Origin of the sequence: Alkalibacillus haloalkaliphilus, assembly GCF_007991275.1 — a bacterium.
GTDB lineage: Bacteria > Bacillota > Bacilli > Bacillales > Alkalibacillaceae > Alkalibacillus > Alkalibacillus haloalkaliphilus.
This window is the reverse complement of record NZ_BJYA01000001.1, coordinates 146,751-166,543: the sequence shown is the minus strand read 5'-3', so window position 1 is coordinate 166,543 and position 19,793 is coordinate 146,751. Positions and strand designations below refer to the sequence as shown.

The window sequence follows — 19,793 nt, the reverse complement described above, 5'->3', positions numbered from 1 at the left end:
TACTGATAATCATTCTCAAGTCAATTACTTTTTGATAAAAAACTTATTTTTTTATTACATGACTTTAGAAAATGCGGATATATACTCCCTTATCTATACGAGCTGAGAAGTCTCCTTACTCAATATGAGGACGATCAAATACAAATGTTTTGTCAGTTTGTTCCTGCTCATCGATTAACTGAATCGATTCTAATTGAAAATCTAAAGCGGTTAGCTGTAAAACAACCTCAAGTTCCTCAATAGACTCTCTATTTTCTTCGTGGTCAAGCACAACCGTTGCGTGACGATCTTCAACTGAAACTTCTATAATTTGAATAGATTCACCAATAGCTGAACGATAGCCTTCTGCATCTTGATTGGAATAGCTTATTGCTTCAATTGTTTCTTCAAAATTAAACAGAGTCTCATCTTTTACTTCTTCTCCTACCGTTTGAGCGTTGAGAAACAGTGGCTCAGGAGGTTGTTCAACTGGATCCTCATAGACATAATAGCCTCTATTTTCTTCTAACTCTACTTCCATCGTTTCTAAATCACCGTATTGACCGTAAATAACACCCTGATCATCTTCTACATAAAAGTTAATCGTAGAAAATCCGTATAAGTCGCTGAATTCATGAAGCATTTCAGTTAGAAAGTACTGTTCGGCAGAAGTCAAAATCCTTAATTTGTGATCTTCATTAAAGATAAGGTCAATAGTAGAATCATCAACCAAACGCACATCTTCTAAGTCAGCAAGCACGTCAATCGATGTAAAATCACTTTCTTGAAGCGATTGTAATAAACGTTCCTCTCTTGATTGATCGGCATCTTGTCTTTGAAAGTGGAAACCTAATGCTTCTGAATTTTCACCTAACATAACGATTCGACCTGTTATATAGTATGGAGAGTCAATTGTTTCCTCGGTATAGACATCTTCTTCATTCTCTTGGTCGTCGTTTGAATCTTCTACTTCTTCGGACTGATCGTTATCCTCTGAGTCTTGTTCGATATCATCCCCTAGACCGTTTTCTTCATTCGCGTCCTCACTATTATCTGAACATGCAATCAAACCGACTAACAAAATAAGAGACCCAATTAAAAATAGTAACTTTCTCATTATTTTACCCCTTTTCTAATTTAGAATGTGTATGTCTTTCTTTACCCTTTATTTGATATTTATAACTAATACAGAAAAGCCACATCATTCGTTCAGGTTACTATAATATGTACAACAATTATAAACAGCGTCCCTTATTAGAAATTTAAAAACAGCTTGCCATAATAGTATGGCAAGCTGTAAGGGGATTAATGCTGAATAACTTTGTATGATTTTTTGGCGTTCATTCGAATGATTTGGCGTTCGCAGCCGGTTTTCTGGCGCACGTGAAATTAATTTGGCGTTCGCGGTCAACATTCTGGCGCTCGTGAAATTAATTTGGCGCTCGCGGACGATTTATAAGCGTTTGCAGCCAACTTATCAGCGCTCAGGAAAATTTATCAGCGTTCGCAGCTAACTTATCAGCGTTCGCAGCTAACTTATCAGCGTTCGCAGCTAACTTATCAGCGCTCAGATAATTTTATCGGCGCTCACGCAATCTTCACTTAAAAATCAAACAAGTCACCTGATAAGTAACGTTCACCGGAGTCTGGAATGATTGCGACAACGACTTCACCTGGTTGTTTGCGCTTAGCGACTTCAATAGCCGCGTAGCATGATGCACCTGCAGATGTTCCGACTAAGATTCCTTCTTCACGAGCGAGGCGACGTGCGATATCGTAAGCTTGATCGTCTTCGATACGGAAGATTTCGTCATAAATATCTTGGTTCAAAATGTCAGGGACAAAGCCAGGGCTTGTTCCGACTAGTTTGTGTTTACCGGGTTTACCACCTGATAAGACAGGGCTTCCGGCCGGTTCAACAACGTGAACGGACATATCCTCATACACTTTCTTAAGCTCTTCGCCTGTTCCAGTAATTGTACCCCCCGTTCCAGCTGTTGCGACGAAAGCTGAAAGTGGCTTGTCAATTTGCTCCATCGCTTCAACAATTTCTTTTGCTGTTGTGTGGCGGTGGGCATCAGAGTTAGCTTCATTTTCGAACTGCATCGGCATGAAGCTGTTTGGAATTTCATCCATTAATTCTTTTGCTCGACGAATAGCACCTGGCATTTTCTCATCGCCTGGAGTTAATTCAACTTTTGCCCCGTAGGCTTTTAATAGGTTGATTCTTTCTTTCGTCATCGTATCAGGCATCACGAGAATCGCTTTATATCCGCGAGCAGCAGCATTCATCGCAAGTCCAATGCCTGTATTGCCGCTTGTAGGCTCAATAATGGTAGAGCCTTCCTTCAGAAGTCCAGCATTTTCAGCTTCTACCATCATATTGTAAGCTGCGCGGTCTTTTACACTTCCACTTGGATTATAAAATTCTAATTTTAAATAAATGTCAGCACCGTTAGCTGGATTTAACTTGTTTAGTTTCACTAACGGCGTATCACCAATTAATTCTGCGATATTGTTTACAACACGCATGTATGTCACATCCTTCGTTAATCTAAAATCCATTCCCTAGTTTACCAATAGGCTTTAACTAAATTCAACAAATGAATATGAGATCCTTTTATTTATTTTATCACAATTTCATTTTATACATTTGTCATATGTTAAGATAAAAGAAAAAAGGAGCGTTTCATCATGACGTTTGAGAATGAGAAGGGGATCCATACTGATTTTAAAGATCGAATGACTTACGGCGATTATTTAGATTTAGATTCGATTTTAAATAGCCAAAACAGACTTTCTGATCATCACGATGAAATGTTGTTTATTATCATCCACCAAGTAAGTGAGTTGTGGATGAAGTTAACGTTGCATGAGTTACAAGCTGCGATTAATGCTATTCAAGAAGAGTCGTATCAGCCAGCATTTAAAATGTTAGCGCGCGTTTCCAGTATTCAAAACCAAATCATTAAAGCTTGGGATGTTTTATCAACGATGACCCCAAGTGAGTATTTAGGTTTCCGCGACCAGTTAGGTAATGCTTCAGGCTTTCAATCTTATCAATACCGCATGGTCGAGTTTGCATTAGGATATAAGACGCCGCACGTCATTAAAATATATGAAAAAGAACCAGAGCTACAAAAGCAGTTAATCGAAGCTTACGAAGCACCAGGGCTTTATGATGTAGCCATTCAAGCACTAGCAAAAGAGGGATTTGAAATTGATGAAGACGTGTTAAACCGTGACTTAACCAAAACATATGAAGTTAACGAAAGTGTTGAACAAGCTTGGATTGAAGTGTATAAAGACACCGAGCGTTACTGGAACCTTTATCAATTAGCGGAAAAATTAGTGGACATTGAAGACTGGATGCAACAGTGGCGCTTCCGTCATATGAAAACGGTCGAACGGATCATCGGACATAAAAAAGGAACAGGTGGCTCATCAGGTGTCGGTTACTTAAAGCAAGTGCTAGACCACTATTTCTTCCCAGAGCTATGGAATGTGAGATCGAGGTTGTAATTAAAATAGAAAGACGTGCAAAAGGTAGGTGCTAAAATGGTTATACAACCTAGTATGTCACCAAGTGCCGTTGTTGAAGTTTGGGCAGAGACAGAAGAGGTCTTCAACAAATACAATACACCTATTAACAACAGGCACGCCTTAGAAACTTTAGTGAAAAAAGAAATTCTCCCATCGCTAATTGAAGAGTTGAATTCTATTGTTGGAAGTTCTAATGCCACGTGTATAGAAGGTGGCTGACAAATGCCTTCCAAAAAGGAGTAGGTTACTCCTGTTAAATATAAGGAGCGTTGTTTAAAACATTTAGATTGGTAAAAAGCTGGGAGTGTTGTGAAAAAAATATTGCAGCTTAGTAGCGCAGACACTTAGCGGAATCAAAATGCGTAGACTCCTGCGGGAGCATAGGCCAGGGTGAGACCCCGTAGTGCAAAGCACACGGAGGCTCACCAGCCGCCCGCGGAAAGCGAAGCATTTTGATGGAGCGGAGGTTATATAAATATAGATCTTATTTAGTCTCTAAAATAGCACGCACCGGCGATCCATCAGCACCTTCAATCTTCAGAGGTAAGGCAGTCAGACGATACTCTCCAGGCTCGACACCTTCTAAATTAAGCCCTTCTAAAATGTGGATGCTATTTTTTTCAAAGGCATGGTGCGCATCTAATGTCTTACTTTCAAGTGGATCGACAGAAGGTAGGTCAACCCCGATTAATTCCACACCATTTTCTCTTAAAAACTTACCTAAACTAGGATCCAAAATTGGAATTTCAGTTGGAAAATATGAAGGATCTTTCCAAGCTGACGTTTTTAAAATAACACGTCTAACATTCGATAGATTGACTAACTTTAAATCATATGGACTAATGCGCCCTTTAGTAGACACATCAATGACAAGAACGTCACCAACATATAAATCTAACGGTAATTGCTCGACCGTTAAGCCGCTATCATTGAAATGATACGGTGCATCAATATGAGTGGCGGTATGGCAGCTTGTCGTTAGTTGACCGACATTGACTGAGCCCGTTTCTTCTTTTGACCATGACAACTCGTATGAAAAGGGCGTATCACCTGGCCAAGTCGGTGTGTCTTGATTTAAAGTGCGAGATATATCAATGATCATATTTTGCCTCCTAAGCGATGACGTCGCGTTCGTTTTTATACTTTTTATAAATTTTGTTTTCCATAATTTCTTTTAATATTTGAACCGTACGGTATACGTCGTGATAAGTGACATAAAACGCAACAGGTGCTAGTCGAATGACGTTCGGTGAGCGGAAATCGGGTGTCACGTCGTAATCTTTGAGCGCTTTGCAGATGCTTGCTGCTTCGTCATGTTCTAAACAGACGTGCCCGCCACGGCGTTCATCTTCTTTAGGATTACCAATTGTAAAGCCGTAATCACCTAAAAATTCTTCGACTAAATACATTAAATAACCTGTTTTATGGAGCGATTTTTCACGAATATTTTCAATACCTGCTTCTTCAAACAACTCAAGAGAACCGATTAACGGTGCCACGCTTAAGACGTGTGGTGTACCGATCTGGTAAGCTCCCGCATCTTCAGCTGGCGTAAAAGTATGCTCCATATCGAATTGCTTTTCCTTATCTGAACCGAACCAGCCAGTTAATCCTGGTGTTTTACCGAAATGCTTTTCATGCACGAAAAGGCCAGCAACGCCGCCTGGGCCACTGTTGACATACTTATAATGACACCAATAAGCGAAATCAACACCAGCATTATGGAAATTGTGTGGAATAACCCCGACAGAATGACAGCCGTCAAAACCAATTGGAATGCCACGCTCATGAGCCGCTTTCGTTAATTTTTCAATGTTAAGTAATTGCCCGCTTCGATACAAAACAGTTGGTAAAATGACGAGTGCGACATCGTCAGTCATCGCTGCAATGATGTCATCTTCTTCAATGGTGCGCCCGTCACGGCTTTTTACCCGAACAAGGTGTTCATCAGGGTCATACCCGTGCAGTTTTAACTGGCTTTGTAAGGCATAAATGTCTGATGGAAAGTTTAACTCATCAGCTAAAATTTTCGTTCGACCTTCTTCAGGTTGATAAAAGCTACTAACAAGTTGATGTAAGTTAGTCGTCGTAGAGCCTGTAACGATGACTTCTTCAGGTTTTCCGCCAACTAATGGTGCGATACGTTTGCCTAAGTCTTCAGATAAGTAAAACCACGGGTGATCACCACTCATCCAGCCACCAATCGCATAATTTTTCCATGCTTCAGTCACGTTATGTAACGATTGTTCAGCGCGCTTAGACATTAATCCAAGAGAGTTTCCGTCCATGTATATATGGTTGTCGTTTATATAAAATTCATTTTTAAAATGCTTTAGTTCATCTTGTTGGTCAAGTTCGTGTGCGAATTGTTCATCTTGTTTAAACAAAGCAATCCCTCCTTGTACTTCAATATATCATAATTGAGGTCATTCTGGACGATTTTCTGTTAAACTAAAATAAGATAAATGAGCAGGAGGGGAAGTTAATGAGAAAGCCGACAGATCGCACAGTAATGCATAGTTACCCAGGGATGGTAGCCATTGTGACAGCATCTTATAATGGACAAGATAACGTCATGGCAGCAGGGTGGCATTCGTATATTTCATTTGATCCACCAATCTATGGTGTAGCAATTGGTCATGAGCGCCATACATATGAGTTGATGAAGCAGTCAGGGCAATTTGCCGTTCATTTTCTACCGATGGAAAAGGCACAATTCATTCAACAAGCAGGCGTCTATACAGGAGCTAGTACGGATAAGTTTCTGTTAGGTGAAATGGCGTATGATCGTGGGATTACAATTGATGCACCAATTTTAGAAGATGCTTACGTTGCTTATGAATGTAAAGTGATTGATGTCAATAAATATGGTGATCACGATTGGTTTGTCGGGGACATTACCCAATTTTACCGTGATGATGATATGTTTTTAGACAATGGTTTACCTGACGATGAGAAGTTGACGATTCCGCTTTACCTTGGCCGTTCAACTTATACGTCACCAGGTGAGCGTAAAGAATATCGAGTACGTCGAGACTAATGAATGATGGCAGGGATGTAAGATGATAGTCATGATCGATCATTATGATTCTTTTACATATAATTTAGTTGACTATTTTGAGCAAACGGGTGTAGAGGTTAAAGTCGTTAAACACGATGAAGTCACGGTAAAAGAGCTTCAACAACTTAACGTTGAAGCGGTTGTGTTCTCACCAGGACCCGGACAGCCGAATGATGTGCCAAATAGTATGGAAATTTTACGAGCAGTACAAGGTGAAATTCCTGTATTAGGCGTTTGCCTTGGCTTTCAAATCATCGTTCAATCTTTTGGCGGCACGATTGAAAAAGCGGATGCACCTATGCACGGAAAAGTCGAGTGGGTAACTCATGATAGTCAAGGTGTTTATGAAGACTTACAATCACCAACGGCTGTAACGCGTTATCATTCATTAATTGCGCGTAAAGATAACATACCTAATGAACTACAAATTACAGGGGATACTGACGACGGTGAAGTAATGAGTGTTAGACATAAACATTGGCCAATTGAAGCAGTGCAATTCCACCCTGAGGCGATCCTAACGACATACGGGCTGAAAATGGTCGAAAACTTTGTTGTCGCTAATCGTTTAACGAGGCAGGTGAAGCAGTCGTGAGTGATGTGAAGTTAACGTTTCAATTTAACCATCGTTGGCTTGAAAGTGATTCATTACATTTTCGTGAACCGGTTAATATTTTACAAGCCAATACAATTGAGGAAGTCGAAGGAACGATTAAACAAGCTGAAGCGTACGCGCAAAGTGGCTATTACGTCGGTGGTTTTGTCAGTTATGAAGCGGCACAAGCCTTTTTACCTCATTTGCCTTTTCATAACGTTAACGAACTTCCTTACGTTTGGTTCGGTGTGTTTGAAAAGCCTGTCGAACAAGAAGGTCTATCTAATGAAACATTTGTTCAGACAGATTGGAAGCCGGATACGAGTAAACAAGCTTATGAACAAGCGATTCAAACGATTCATCACTTGATTTCTCAAGGGATTACTTATCAAGTTAACTATACGCTACGACTTTTAGCAGAGTTAGAAGGTGTTGATTCAGAAGCTTGGTACAACCAGCTTGCTCAAGCTCAACAAGCTAATTATACGGCACTATTACAGATCGGTTCGCATGACATTCTATCAATCTCACCGGAATTATTTTTCGCATCGAATGGTCATACAATTGAAACAAGGCCGATGAAAGGAACGATGCGAAGAGGGTTAACGGTTGAAGAAGATGACCAGCTTAAAGTGCAACTATCTGAGTCGACGAAAGACCGTGCTGAAAATGTCATGATCGTTGACTTACTTAGAAACGACGTGTCACAAGTAGCGAAAGCAGGTACGGTTCAAGTGCCTGAGTTATTTACGATTGAACATTATCCAACTGTTCATCAAATGACTTCAACTGTGAAAGCAGAGTTGAAAGAAGGTGCGGGTTTAGTCGATCTATTTAAAGCATTATTTCCATGCGGTTCGATTACAGGGGCACCGAAACAAAGCACGATGGAACAAATCTATCATTTAGAAAATAGTCCCCGTGAAGTGTACTGCGGTGCTATAGGTTTATTAACCCCTCATGGTGAAGCAGTCTTTAACGTTCCAATCCGAACCGTTTTATACAATAGAGAGACGAATCAGGCCGTCTATGGCGTCGGTGGTGGCATTACATGGGATTCTTCTGCAGAAGGGGAGTATGAAGAAACAGTGGATAAAGCACGCGTCTTATACCGAAAAGCAAAGCCGTTTCAACTGCTAGAGACGATGCTTTTAAAAGACGGTGTTATTGAACTGGAACTTGAGCATATGAACAGACTTAAGCGCTCAGCTAAATATTTTAATATAAACTTGAATGATCAAACTTTGACAGAAACAATCGATCAAATTAAAGCCAACAACCAAGGCGAATACAAAGTACGTCTACTAATCGACCAACAAGGGCAAATAACTTACGAGCTTCACCCGACTAGTAAAACACCAACACAACTACAAGTCGCTCTAGCATATGAGCCAATCCGAAAAGGTAATGCTTTTTTATATCATAAAACAACGAATCGATCCGTCTACAATGAACGAACGCACGCAAATGTTGATGAGACGTTACTATGGAATGAAGAAGGATTGATTACTGAATTCACGACAGGAAATGTCGCTTACAAGCTAGAAGGTAAATGGTATACACCACCAGTTAAAGACGGTCTATTACGTGGAACTTATCGCGAGAGATTGTTAAAAGAACAACAAATCATAGAGCGAAGTCTAGCAAAAGATGACCTAGCCACAGTTGAAGGTCTAGCCTTTTTTAATAGTGTTCGAGGGTGGAAGACAGTCCACTTGATTACTGAATAAAGGGGGATACAAAGTGAAAAAGAAATTACTCATTATATTAGGTAGTTTGTTTGTCGTTGTAATCGTTGGGTTAGCTTTTGCGGGGAATTACTTTTATGACCAAGGTATTAAAAGAGGAACTGAAGTTGAGCTTCACCGTGAAGATGAAGCGGTTAATGTTGTTGCGACCGATGAAAGCCAGATGCTGATCGATGAAGCGAATGATTGGTATGACGAACAAGAAACAGAAATCATTGAAATGACGGCTTATGATGATTTGAATTTAGTGGCGCAATTCATTGAGGGTGATTCCGATGAGCAGAAGGCTGTTATTTTAGCACACGGCTTTAGAAATACGAGTGATAACATGGGGCAGTTAGCTAAGTTTTATTACGACAAAGGCTTTGATATCCTCATTCCTGATGCGCGAGGTCACGGTGAGAGTGAAGGGGATTATATAGGCTACGGCTGGCATGATCGTCATGATTATGTTGATTGGATTGATGTGTTAGTTGAAGAGTATAGGGCTGAAGACATTATATTGCACGGGAATTCAATGGGGGCGGCGACCGTTCTTATGACAAGTGGTGAAGAGCTACCTGAACAAGTGAAAGGAATTATTGCTGATAGTGGTTATAGTTCAGTGAAAGATGAATTGGCTCATCAGTTAAATCATATATATGGCTTACCAGCATTTCCTTTACTTGAAGTAACGAGTGTCGTGACGAATATACGCGCCGGATATACGTTAGGTGAAGCGTCTGCCATTGATCAACTTAAACAAAATGAGCTTCCATTGTTCATTATTCATGGTGATGATGATGACCTAGTCCCAACTGAAATGGCTTATGAAATTGCAGAAGCAACAGCTGGAGATTACGAAATGTGGATTGTACCTGGTGCAGGTCATACTAAAGCCTTTGATAATGTAACTGAGGAGTTTTATGAACGGGTGAGTGGTTTTATCAATACTGTTTTAGACGAGTAGAAAGTAAGAGTAAAGGGTATATTGATTAAGACTTTAACGAAAAGGTATTCTGAAGATCCAACTTTATGGAACTATGTTTACGACAGCTTTAAAGAGACACTTCACAACATATCTATTAAGAAATAATCACCGTCTACTATTTTTGCAATTAGCCGTATTGTATAATAAATTCAACGACTTAAGTTTATGAATCTATGAAGTAGTGAGGTGGCTCTTATGATCGATTTACGAAGTGATACAGTTACGAAACCGACTCAAGAGATGCGAGAAGCTAGCTTTCACGCTGAAGTTGGTGACGATGTTTACGTTGAAGACCCAACCGTTCAACTATTAGAAGAAAAAGCAGCAGAAATGTTAGGAAAAGAAGCTGCATTGTTTGTGACTAGTGGTGTTCAAGGTAATCAGATCGCTGTATTAACGCATACGAACCCAGGTAATGAAGTGATCTTGGAAGAAGAATCCCATTTGTTTTATTATGAAGGAGCTGCGATTTCAGCGTTTGCTGGTGTGCAACCGCGTACCGTGAAGGGTAATCGTGGAGCAATACATCCAGCTGATGTTGAAGCGGCGATTCGACCAGAGGATGTTCACTTACCTGAAACAGGACTAATTGTCTTAGAAAACACGCATAACCGTGCTGGTGGAGCTGTTATTCCACTTGAAACGATGCGCGCGACATATGATGTAGCCAGCCGTCATGGTATTCCAGTTCATTTAGACGGTGCAAGGTTGTTTAATGCAGTCGCAGCAACAGGTATTTCAGCTAAAGAGTACGCACAGTTTACTGATACGGTTCAAATTTGCCTATCAAAAGGACTCGGTGCACCAGTTGGGTCGATCATTGCTGGTTCACAAGAATTTATTAACCATGCACGCAAATGGCGTAAACGTCTAGGTGGAGGTTTAAGACAAGTAGGTGTCATTGCAGCACCAGCTATGATTGCATTAACCGAGATGTCTAAGCGACTTCACGAAGACCATGAATTAGCTAAAGAAATTGAAGAAGGCATTAAAGAAGCTGGATTTGAATTAGCTTATCCAGTAGAGACGAACATTGTTATTATGGATGTTGCCAAGACAGAAATGAATGCCGAACAGATGGTAGAGAAGCTTGAAGCCTCTGGTATACAGGCTGTTCCGTTCGGTCCAACGCTAGTTCGATTCGTCACACATTATGACGTTACAAAAAAAGATATAAAAATTTTAAAAAAAGTCTTTAAATCTATAAAAAATACGTTATAATAGTAAGTGGAAAATCGTAGGGGAACGTCTGAGCTGTCCGAGAAGTTATTTGGGGAAATAATTTCTATATATCAGGTATTTCCTTACCTCATGTTGCTCCTGGTTGATTCGATATCAACCAGGATTTTTTTGTTTAATAGGTGACTTCTGCAAGTTTAATTAAAAATCTTGTCAAATTGTGGTATAATTTAAATAGATATTGTCTTATATATAATGGGGTGGATATAGTGATCGATTCACGTATGTTAGAAGTGCTAATGAACTATAGACGGTCAGTTCAGAGTACTCCTCTACTAAATGATAACCAAAAACAGAAGCTTGAAGGAGCTTCGTTTGAAACGCTTTTTATGAATCAGTTAGGGTTAAACAATAATCCAGCGACACCTTTTGCTTCTAGTGAAAGTGAGCTGGGCATTCAGCCAAGTATACAAGTTAATCAAGCTTTAAATAGTGGTGATTCAAGCTTTGATGACATTATTGAAGATGTAGCTTCTCGTTTTAATCTCGACACTGACTTAATTCGTTCTGTTATTCAAGTTGAGTCAGGTTTTAACCCACAAGCTGTTAGTCATGCAGGTGCCCAAGGCCTTATGCAGCTTATGCCAGCTACAGCTGATTCATTAGGTGTTCAAAATGCATTTGACCCAGCACAAAATATAGAAGGTGGTGCGCGCTACTTAAGAGATATGTTAGATCGGTATAATGGAGATCAAGAACTCGCATTAGCAGCCTATAACGCCGGACCAGGTAATGTAGACTATTACGGTGGAGTGCCGCCATTTGAAGAAACTCAAAACTACGTTAATCGGATTTTAGGTTAAAAAAAGTTCAAGCGACTACAAATCGCTTGAACTTTTTTAGTTATATTACATCTGATCTAAGGCTTGTTTTAAATCATTCCAAATATCTTCCCAAGCTTCTAAACCACACGACATACGAATTAATGAATCTGTAATGCCCATGTTTAGGCGGCTTTCTTCTGGCACAACGGCATGTGTCATCGTCGCAGGGTGTTGAATAATAGATTCCGCATCTCCTAAACTAACAGCTAGCTTAATAAATGATAGACGGTTTAAAAAGGCTTGCGCTTCTTTTTTACCACCTTCAACTTCAAAGGCAATAACACCAGCTCCAAGTTTCATCTGCTTTTTAGCCACTTCATAATCTGGGTTGTTGTGATCAAATGGGTAGTGGACACTTTTAATTTTCGGGTGTTGTTTTAACTGTTCAACGACATTTTCTGCATTTTGTGAGTGACGGTCCATGCGAATAGGAAGCGTCTTTAGACCTCTTAGTAATAACCATGCATCAAATGGTGAAAGAATTCCACCAATATCTTTTTGTGTCGTCATCGCGACTTCTGAAATAAAGTCCTCTTTACCGACTAATAAACCAGCGACAACGTCACCATGACCGCCGATATATTTAGTCGCACTATGAAGAACAATATCACAACCTAAGTCGATTGGTCGCTGTAAATAAGGTGAAGAAAATGTGTTGTCCACAACAACTGGAATGTTAAACTCTTTTGCGACTCGTGCAACCATTTCTAAATCAATAATTTTCATCGTTGGATTAATCGGAGTCTCAACATAAATTAAAGATGTATTGTCTTTAATTTGTTTACGTAAAATATCTTCTGACTCCATTAAGCTATAATCAGATTGGATATTATATTTTTCACTCATTAGTTCTAGTAAACCAAACGTACAACCGTAAAGTCCTTGTGAGCATAATATGTGATCATTAGCTTTCGTTAAGGCGATTAACGTTGCTGAAACAGCAGCCATCCCTGAAGAAAAAGCTAAACCAGCTTCAGCGTTTTCTAAACTAGCAATACGCTCTTCTAAGTGGCGAACAGTAGGGTTTCCTAGGCGAGAGTATATAAAGCCATTGTCTTCGCCTGCAAAGCGTTTTTCCCCTTGTTCAGCATTGGCAAATGTGTAAGTTGAAGTTTGATAGATTGGTGTTGATAAACTATCGAAATGTTCTTTTGAGTCATAGCCGTGGTGAATAACATCAGTTTCAAATCTTTTCGTCATGAAATGTCCTCCTCTTACCCCTTTTTGTATTATTGTAACACAAAATATGAAAGCGCTTTCTAAAATGGAGGAAATTTTAGTGAAAAAAGCAGAGGTTGGGACAAAAGGTTTGGAGTGTGATGAAAACACGAACGATTGGCTAATTAGCTTAGTTTAGCAGTCTCTTAGCGGAATCAAAATGCGTAGACTCCTGTGGGAGCAAAGGCCAGGGTGAGACCCCGCAGTGCGTAGCACGAGGAGGCTCACCAGCCGCCCACGGAAAGCGAAGCATTTTGATGGAGCGGTGATACAAGATAAACCCGAACGAATTCAAAGTATGATTTCGTTCGGGTTTTGTATATTAACAATTATTTCTGTCTCGACCTCTACTTTTGAACTTGAGCTATTTGTTTTAACTGTTTCACGCGTTCATAGGTGTATAAGGTTAAACCGATCCAAATTAGGGTAAATGTAATAGCATGAACCGATGTAAATGGTTCGTTAAATAAGAATACGCCTAAAAGGAGCATAATCGTTGGTGCAATGTATTGTAGGAAACCAACTAATGATAACGGAATGCGTTTAGCGCCTTGAGCAAATAGTAATAAAGGAATAGCCGTTGCAAGACCTGTTCCGATTAACAAAACACCAGTCCAAGACAGGCTCATAGCTCCAACTTGTACCCATTCCAGGTGAATAATATAAATAAGCGCAACGGGTAAGACAATGACCGTTTCAATTGCCAAGCCAAATATCGCATTTAAATTGACGATTTTTTTCAATAAGCCGTAAATAGCAAAAGACACAGCGAGCAATAAAGCAGCCCAAGGGACATCACCGAAGTTATACGTCATATATCCTACACCAGTTAATGCAAGAACAATTGCGATCCACTGTAATTTTGAGAAACGTTCTTTCAGAAAGATAAAGCCAAATAAGACGCTAATCAGCGGATTAATGTAATAACCGAGACTTGCATCTAACACACGTTCAGAGTTAACAGCCCATATGTAAGTCACCCAGTTTATACTGATCACGATTGAAGCAGCAGAAATGCCAAGAGCTGTTCTCCAGTCAGTAAAAAGAGTGCGGCATTCTGTCATAAATAAGTGCCATCTACGAATGACGAATATAAACACCATCATGAACGCAAAAGACCAAAGAATTCTGTGGGCTAGAATTTCCCATGCTGGAACGTACTCGAGTATTTTCCAATAAAGCGGGAGAAATCCCCATAGTATGTAAGCGAATGTTGCATATAATGTGCCAACTTTTTCTTCGTTCAATCGATTTCCCCCTTTACTTCTCTAAAGCATGAATAACGTTTTTAAAATTTTACGACACCCGAAAGGTTTTTGCAATATGAAGTTAGAAACTTTTGAGTTGTTGTTCACAGTTATGTTAGATAAACTGAAATTATAAGGAGGCCTTTAATTATGGAAATACACGTAACAGAGCAAGCAGTAGACTGGTTTTATGACGAAATGGACCTGGAAACAGGAGATGCGGTGAATTTCTTCCCGAAGTATGGAGGCACTTGTTCATTTCAAAAAGGCTTTTCGATTGGAATGGCAATCGGAAGAGCACATGAGCCAGAGATTGAAACAGAGAAAAAAGGAGTCACCTTCCAAATCGATGAAAAGGACGTATGGTTCTTCGATGGAAAAGATTTATATATAGGCCTAAAAGACGGAGAAGTAGAGTATTCAGACGGACCAATTGAGTAAAGAGGGGATTGCGTAATGGGATGGACGAGAGAGGAAGCATTTGATTTTTTAAAAACTGTTTATACTGATGATGTCATGCAACAAGAAAAGCGTCGTGTTTTTAAACAGGTGAATCGTCAGTTGTATGAACGTCTCGATGACTTAGCCATTAATAATGCTTTATCTGAACAAGTAGAAAAGCAGTTAAAGCTTTTTAAAGATTTCACCTTTATGCCAGGCGACAACATTTTTCAATCAATGCGCTACTTATTTTTATTAGCACGAGGTGAGAAAGAAATTGATCGGCTTACAACGAGAAAGCATTTAGACCGTGTTTATAACGCGTTATTTAAAGCCGCTGGTATGCAAAACCCCATCATTCCGGTTCATTTTTGGGAGACGCCAATCGGGATTGCTTGCCAAATTGCAGAAGACGGTGTTGAAGCGGTTTATCCAGTATTAGATGAAATGGTTGACTAACACTTCCTTAATTAGGGAGTGTTTTATTTTTTATATATGATTCGATATTTATCGAAATAGTGTATTGATTAATTTTGAATATAGTTGTAAACTTTTTAATAACAGAACATACAATATTTATCGAAAGGGTGTTTTGATGAAGGTAGAATATAAATTCGATCAGTATATAATGGCAGATTTCATTGCGTTTACGTTTCGTGTAGCTAATGTAGGAGAAGGTGAGGAAGAAGAGAAATACAAAGCGTTAATGCGAGGGAGTGAAGTTGAGAAATGGATCGAAGAAGCACATGAAAACTTGTCATCTGATGATTTAAAAGAGCTACAAGTCTTCTTTCAAAAAGACAGTCATATAGCTATTTCCCTCATTCCCTATTGGTATCGTCGTAACGCGTTTTCTTCGATTGATGCATTACTTGATTCAATTCGTACGATTGAAGAGAAACAATTAGTTGAGGGAATCGTAAATACGAGTTTTGTAGATGATTCAGTTAAACAATTACCGGTCGAGAAAAGGATTAAGTCTTTACCAATACCAGAAGAAGAGAAATGGAAGTTGCTGTATTTCGTTCAACACCCTAATGAAGTAAAAGAGCGTTTATGCAAACTGTTAAAACGCATTTATGAACAATACTATGCTGACTTTGAATCGTTATTATTAACGAAAATTAAAGATAAAGTCGAGCACTTAAATGAACAAGAATACGACCAGTTCATTAAAGAGATGGCTTCACAATATACAAATTGGGACGGAAATAAGAAACTTGTTGTCATGCCTTCTTACTCGATGAGTGTTGGGTTTATAAGTTTTGATGAAGAAGAGGTTAGTTTGCTCGTTGTGGGATTAGATCGGTTTAACCTTAGCCAGAAAATGCGTGATGAGAAAGAAGTATTGGAATTGCTGAAAATCTTAACAGATGAAAGGCGATTTAATATGTTAAGGCTTTTAAAACAACGCGCACACTACGGTTATGAGATTGCACAAGAACTAGGTGTATCAAACTCAACCGTTTCACACCACTTAGCAATACTGCTTAATCATGGTTTTGTACAGTCCAACAGAGATGAAAATAAAGTCTATTATGCAATTGATCAAGATGAGGTGAAATCGGTAATTAAAGAGTTAGAAGAGTTGTTTCTGAAATAAGAGAGGATGGAAGTTGTGACCAATAACACTGGGGAAAGTCGTCTGCCTTTGTATCGCAATCGATCGTTTGTTTTGTATTTTTTCACTTTTTTAGCTTCAAGTTTAAGTGTTGCGTTCTTTTTATTTACAGTTAATTGGTATGTAGTTGATTACTTAAGGTTAGAAGCAATGCTAGGGCTTGTCTTTTTCGCAAGCTCGGTCCCTAGACTTCTTTTTATGCTAATTGGTGGTGCCATTGCTGATCGTGTAAATAAAGCGACGATTATGTTGTTATCTGATTTCACAAAGGCAGTTTTATTAATACTTGTCATTGGTTTGCTTGTTTTTGATTTAGTTTCGATATGGGTATTAGTAGGTTTAGCATTTTTGTTTGGTTTGTTAGATGCATTCTTTTGGCCAGCAAGTTCTTCGTTACTCCCAAAATTAGTAGATAGAGAACAGCTAACTCGAGCAAATTCAATTGTCCATACGACACAGCGTTTTTCAGTCATTGCTGGTCCATTAATTGCAGGTGTCGTTATTGGGTTTGGAAGCTATGAGTTGATGTTTGGTCTTGTCAGTTTGATGCTTCTGTTGGCTGCTATAGTCGATCTATATTTAAGAAAAAGGGTTGGTTTGGATGAAGAGGAGCAGCAAACACATCCGTCTGTTTGGCGTTCGGTAATGGATGGGATTCGTTATGTAAAGGAATCGCCCTTTTTATTAACTTTAATGTTAACATCTGTCTCACTCAATTTATTTTTAAGTGGACCACTTCAAGTTGGCTTGCCAATCTTCGCCCGTAATGTGATTGGTGGAGGCGAATTTACTTACAGCTTACTTAGTGGTGTGTTAGGTGCCGGGATGTTAATCGGCGCAGTTATTGTTGGAGTTATTAATGTCAACAGGCGGCGTGGCCTTGTTTCGTTAATTAGTATTGTTGCACTTGGTGTATTTATGATTGCTTTTAGTTTAACAGGAGAATTATGGGTTAGTTTATTAGTCATTAGTTTAGTTGGTTTAACTTTGTCTATTATAGATGTGCCAATACTATCAGCTATTCAAGCGCATACGGATGAAAAGTATATCGGTAGAATGATGAGTTTAATTTCTTTCGCATCTATGGGATTACTTCCTGTTTCCTTCCTATTAACGTCACTATTTATATCTATAGGGTTTTCGATTGATGAAATTATTTTTGTTGCTTCATGCTGTTTATTAACGGTCGGGTTGATTGTCATCACTTTTGCTAAATCAATCAGATATGTTGATTAATTTAGATACTTTCGTTAAAAACTATACAGTATAGCTCAACTGATATATAATAACAAAGGCAGGAAATTTTAGTTATAGAAATGGAGCGTTTTTATGCAAGAGCACAAAGATATTCGTAATATCGCCATTATTGCGCACGTTGACCATGGTAAGACAACGTTAGTAGACCAAATGTTACACTATTCAGGGACGTTTCGCGATAATGAAAATGTCGATGATCGTGCGATGGATACGGATGATATAGAGAAGGAACGCGGAATTACGATTCTCGCAAAGAACACAGCAATTAACTACGGTGACACGCGTATTAACATATTAGATACACCAGGCCACGCTGACTTCGGTGGCGAAGTTGAGCGTATTATGAAAATGGTTGATGGTGTGTTACTAGTTGTCGATGCATATGAAGGGTGTATGCCACAGACAAGATTCGTATTAAAGAAAGCATTAGAACAAAATCTGAAGCCAATGGTTGTTTTAAATAAAATTGACCGTCCGAATGCTCGTCCACAAGAAGTTGTTGATGAAGTATTAGATCTATTTATCGAACTTGGAGCTGACGATGATCAGTTAGAGTTCCCTGTAGCGTATGCATCAGCACTTCAAGGAACTTCTGGGTATGAATCAGAAGAACAAGATGAGACGATGGATCCGATTTTTGAAACGATTTTAAAACACATCCCAGCACCAGAAGAGCAAACTGATGAACCGTTACAATTCCAAGTAACGCTACTTGATTACAACGATTATGTCGGGCGTATTGGTGTCGGCCGCGTCTACCGCGGAAAAATGAAAGTCGGCGATCAAGTTGCTTTAATGAAGAAAGATGGTTCAGTTAAAAACCACCGTATTACGAAGTTGTTCGGTTTTATCGGATTGAAACGTGTTGAAATCGAAGAAGCTGAAGCCGGTGATATCGTTGCCGTTTCAGGTATGGAAGATTTAAACGTTGGTGAGACAGTTTGTGATGTTAATCATCATGACCCATTACCAATCCCAAGAATCGATGAGCCGACTTTACAAATGCGTTTTGTTGTTAACAATAGTCCATTTGCTGGTAAAGAAGGAGACTACATTACAGCTAGAAAAATTGAAGAACGTCTATTAACTCAGCTTGAAACAGATGTGAGTTTGCGTGTGGACGAAACTGAAACACCAGATGCGTGGATCGTATCGGGTCGTGGTGAGCTTCACTTATCAATTTTAATTGAAAATATGCGTCGTGAAGGATATGAACTACAAATATCTAAACCTCAAGTTATTATTCAAGAAATTGATGGTGTGAAATGTGAGCCGTATGAGCGTGTTCAAATCGATGTACCTGAAGATTATACAGGTCCAGTGATGGAATCATTAGGAGCACGTAAGGGTGAAATGCTCGATATGGTTAACCACGGAAACGGTCAAGTGAGACTAGAATTCAAAGTACCATCTCGTGGCCTGATCGGTTATTCAACAGAGTTCATGTCTCAAACGCGTGGTTACGGTATTTTAAACCATTCATTTGATGCTTATGAGCCATTAGCTCAAGGCTCAGTTGGTGGTCGTCGTCAAGGTGTATTAGTATCTCAAGAAAAAGGTAAAGCAACACCATATAGTATTATGGCACTTGAAGACCGTGGTGTTATTTTTGTTGAACCTGGTACTGAAGTTTATGAAGGAATGATCGTTGGTGAACACAATCGTGATAACGACTTAACAGTTAATATTACGAAAGAGAAGGCACTTACTAACGTCCGTTCAGCTACAAAAGATAATACTGTTACATTGAAAGGTACTCGTAAGCTAACATTAGAAGAAGCAATTGAGTATTTGGATGATGATGAGTATTGTGAAGTAACTCCTGAGTCAATCCGTTTACGTAAAAAGATCTTAAACAAGAGTGAACGTGAACGCTCTCAGAAAAAAGCGAAGAATTTATAATAAAAAAGCTATGAGGTAGTTTAACCTCATAGCTTTTTTAAATATTTTGGCGTAGAGGCTCATTGGAACAGTCGAGAAGCTCATAGATCGATTCGAGAGGCTCATAGACCGGTTCAAGAAGCTCATTGGAACAGTCGAGAAGCTCATA

General features: G+C 39.2%; 19 protein-coding genes. 13 read left to right on the top strand and 6 right to left on the bottom strand.

Annotated features, from left to right (window positions below; all coding sequences use genetic code 11):
• Positions 1-115: 115 nt before the first annotated feature.
• Together AHA02nite_RS00765 and cysK are read right to left on the bottom strand one after the other, a co-directional pair.
• Positions 116-1,096 (bottom strand): hypothetical protein, encoded by a 981-nt coding sequence (locus AHA02nite_RS00765; protein ID WP_146813414.1) that lies wholly within the window; start codon positions 1,094-1,096, stop codon positions 116-118.
• Positions 1,097-1,581: 485 nt separating this feature from the next.
• Complete coding sequence (cysK, locus tag AHA02nite_RS00760) at positions 1,582-2,511, bottom strand: cysteine synthase A (protein ID WP_146814091.1); 930 nt, start codon at positions 2,509-2,511, stop codon at positions 1,582-1,584.
• Positions 2,512-2,673: 162 nt separating this feature from the next.
• Here cysK and kynA point away from each other — a divergent pair, with 162 nt between their 5' ends.
• Positions 2,674-3,501, top strand: coding sequence for a tryptophan 2,3-dioxygenase (gene kynA, locus AHA02nite_RS00755; protein WP_146813412.1), 828 nt, complete (start codon positions 2,674-2,676; stop codon positions 3,499-3,501).
• Between the two features lie 36 nt (positions 3,502-3,537).
• Complete coding sequence (locus AHA02nite_RS00750; RefSeq protein WP_146814089.1) at positions 3,538-3,741, top strand: hypothetical protein; 204 nt, start codon at positions 3,538-3,540, stop codon at positions 3,739-3,741.
• Positions 3,742-4,006: 265 nt separating this feature from the next.
• Here AHA02nite_RS00750 and kynB read toward each other — a convergent pair whose 3' ends face one another.
• Together kynB and kynU are read right to left on the bottom strand one after the other, a co-directional pair.
• Entirely contained in the window at positions 4,007-4,624 is a 618-nt protein-coding gene (gene kynB, locus AHA02nite_RS00745) for an arylformamidase (RefSeq protein ID WP_146813410.1), read from the bottom strand.
• Between the two features lie 10 nt (positions 4,625-4,634).
• The gene (kynU, locus tag AHA02nite_RS00740) at positions 4,635-5,909 is read right to left on the bottom strand and encodes a kynureninase (protein WP_146813408.1); all 1,275 of its coding nucleotides are present in this window, start codon (positions 5,907-5,909) and stop codon (positions 4,635-4,637) included.
• Between the two features lie 98 nt (positions 5,910-6,007).
• Between kynU and AHA02nite_RS00735 the strand changes: the two genes are divergently transcribed.
• The 6 genes from AHA02nite_RS00735 to AHA02nite_RS00705 all read left to right on the top strand — a co-directional run bounded on the left by AHA02nite_RS00735 (position 6,008) and on the right by AHA02nite_RS00705 (position 11,938).
• Complete coding sequence (locus AHA02nite_RS00735) at positions 6,008-6,562, top strand: flavin reductase family protein (RefSeq protein WP_146813406.1); 555 nt, start codon at positions 6,008-6,010, stop codon at positions 6,560-6,562.
• Positions 6,563-6,593: 31 nt separating this feature from the next.
• Positions 6,594-7,178, top strand: coding sequence for an anthranilate synthase component II (locus tag AHA02nite_RS00730; RefSeq protein WP_246118790.1), 585 nt, complete (start codon positions 6,594-6,596; stop codon positions 7,176-7,178).
• Positions 7,175-8,908 carry an aminodeoxychorismate synthase component I gene (pabB, locus tag AHA02nite_RS00725; RefSeq protein WP_146813402.1) on the top strand — a complete coding sequence of 578 codons (1,734 nt, stop codon included), beginning with the start codon at positions 7,175-7,177 and terminating at the stop codon, positions 8,906-8,908. Before AHA02nite_RS00730 ends, pabB begins: the two co-directional genes overlap by 4 nt.
• A 13-nt stretch (positions 8,909-8,921) precedes the next feature.
• Positions 8,922-9,875 (top strand): alpha/beta hydrolase, encoded by a 954-nt coding sequence (locus AHA02nite_RS00720; RefSeq protein WP_146813400.1) that lies wholly within the window; start codon positions 8,922-8,924, stop codon positions 9,873-9,875.
• A gap of 216 nt (positions 9,876-10,091) precedes the next feature.
• On the top strand, positions 10,092-11,117 hold the full coding sequence (locus AHA02nite_RS00710; protein WP_146813398.1) for a threonine aldolase family protein: 1,026 nt from the start codon (positions 10,092-10,094) through the stop codon (positions 11,115-11,117).
• 230 nt (positions 11,118-11,347) lie between these two features.
• Positions 11,348-11,938: a lytic transglycosylase domain-containing protein gene (locus AHA02nite_RS00705; RefSeq protein ID WP_407642711.1), complete on the top strand. Its 591-nt coding sequence runs from the start codon at positions 11,348-11,350 to the stop codon at positions 11,936-11,938.
• Between the two features lie 45 nt (positions 11,939-11,983).
• On the opposite strand, the gene megL is transcribed toward AHA02nite_RS00705, so the two are convergent.
• Together megL and rarD are read right to left on the bottom strand one after the other, a co-directional pair.
• A complete protein-coding gene (megL, locus tag AHA02nite_RS00700) occupies positions 11,984-13,159 on the bottom strand; it encodes a methionine gamma-lyase (protein ID WP_146813396.1) in 1,176 nt (391 codons plus the stop codon).
• A gap of 365 nt (positions 13,160-13,524) precedes the next feature.
• Entirely contained in the window at positions 13,525-14,424 is a 900-nt protein-coding gene (gene rarD, locus AHA02nite_RS00695; protein WP_146813394.1) for an EamA family transporter RarD, read from the bottom strand.
• Positions 14,425-14,574: 150 nt separating this feature from the next.
• Here rarD and AHA02nite_RS00690 point away from each other — a divergent pair, with 150 nt between their 5' ends.
• From AHA02nite_RS00690 to typA, 5 genes are all read left to right on the top strand, one after another.
• Positions 14,575-14,865, top strand: coding sequence for a HesB/YadR/YfhF family protein (locus AHA02nite_RS00690; protein ID WP_146813392.1), 291 nt, complete (start codon positions 14,575-14,577; stop codon positions 14,863-14,865).
• A 15-nt stretch (positions 14,866-14,880) separates the two neighbouring features.
• Complete coding sequence (locus AHA02nite_RS00685) at positions 14,881-15,324, top strand: hypothetical protein (protein WP_146813390.1); 444 nt, start codon at positions 14,881-14,883, stop codon at positions 15,322-15,324.
• Between the two features lie 136 nt (positions 15,325-15,460).
• Positions 15,461-16,468 carry an ArsR/SmtB family transcription factor gene (locus tag AHA02nite_RS00680; protein WP_146813389.1) on the top strand — a complete coding sequence of 336 codons (1,008 nt, stop codon included), beginning with the start codon at positions 15,461-15,463 and terminating at the stop codon, positions 16,466-16,468.
• 6 nt (positions 16,469-16,474) lie between these two features.
• Positions 16,475-17,722 carry an MFS transporter gene (locus AHA02nite_RS00675; RefSeq protein ID WP_146813387.1) on the top strand — a complete coding sequence of 416 codons (1,248 nt, stop codon included), beginning with the start codon at positions 16,475-16,477 and terminating at the stop codon, positions 17,720-17,722.
• Positions 17,723-17,815: 93 nt separating this feature from the next.
• Positions 17,816-19,645, top strand: coding sequence for a translational GTPase TypA (gene typA / locus AHA02nite_RS00670; RefSeq protein WP_146813385.1), 1,830 nt, complete (start codon positions 17,816-17,818; stop codon positions 19,643-19,645).
• The last annotated feature ends 148 nt before the right edge of the window (positions 19,646-19,793 follow it).

Excerpts from the sequence above, each read along its gene's own strand:
- AHA02nite_RS00710 (WP_146813398.1), top strand. The coding sequence starts at position 10,092 with ATGATCGATTTACGAAGTGATACAGTTACGAAACCGACTCAAGAGATG.
- AHA02nite_RS00730 (WP_246118790.1), top strand. The coding sequence starts at position 6,594 with ATGATCGATCATTATGATTCTTTTACATATAATTTAGTTGACTATTTT.
- kynB (WP_146813410.1), bottom strand. The coding sequence starts at position 4,624 with ATGATCATTGATATATCTCGCACTTTAAATCAAGACACACCGACTTGG.
- kynA (WP_146813412.1), top strand. The coding sequence starts at position 2,674 with ATGACGTTTGAGAATGAGAAGGGGATCCATACTGATTTTAAAGATCGA.
- AHA02nite_RS00675 (WP_146813387.1), top strand. The coding sequence starts at position 16,475 with ATGGAAGTTGTGACCAATAACACTGGGGAAAGTCGTCTGCCTTTGTAT.
- AHA02nite_RS00735 (WP_146813406.1), top strand. The coding sequence starts at position 6,008 with ATGAGAAAGCCGACAGATCGCACAGTAATGCATAGTTACCCAGGGATG.
- AHA02nite_RS00685 (WP_146813390.1), top strand. The coding sequence starts at position 14,881 with ATGGGATGGACGAGAGAGGAAGCATTTGATTTTTTAAAAACTGTTTAT.
- cysK (WP_146814091.1), bottom strand. The coding sequence starts at position 2,511 with ATGCGTGTTGTAAACAATATCGCAGAATTAATTGGTGATACGCCGTTA.
- AHA02nite_RS00680 (WP_146813389.1), top strand. The coding sequence starts at position 15,461 with ATGAAGGTAGAATATAAATTCGATCAGTATATAATGGCAGATTTCATT.
- megL (WP_146813396.1), bottom strand. The coding sequence starts at position 13,159 with ATGACGAAAAGATTTGAAACTGATGTTATTCACCACGGCTATGACTCA.
- AHA02nite_RS00750 (WP_146814089.1), top strand. The coding sequence starts at position 3,538 with ATGGTTATACAACCTAGTATGTCACCAAGTGCCGTTGTTGAAGTTTGG.
- AHA02nite_RS00765 (WP_146813414.1), bottom strand. The coding sequence starts at position 1,096 with ATGAGAAAGTTACTATTTTTAATTGGGTCTCTTATTTTGTTAGTCGGT.
- AHA02nite_RS00690 (WP_146813392.1), top strand. The coding sequence starts at position 14,575 with ATGGAAATACACGTAACAGAGCAAGCAGTAGACTGGTTTTATGACGAA.
- typA (WP_146813385.1), top strand. The coding sequence starts at position 17,816 with ATGCAAGAGCACAAAGATATTCGTAATATCGCCATTATTGCGCACGTT.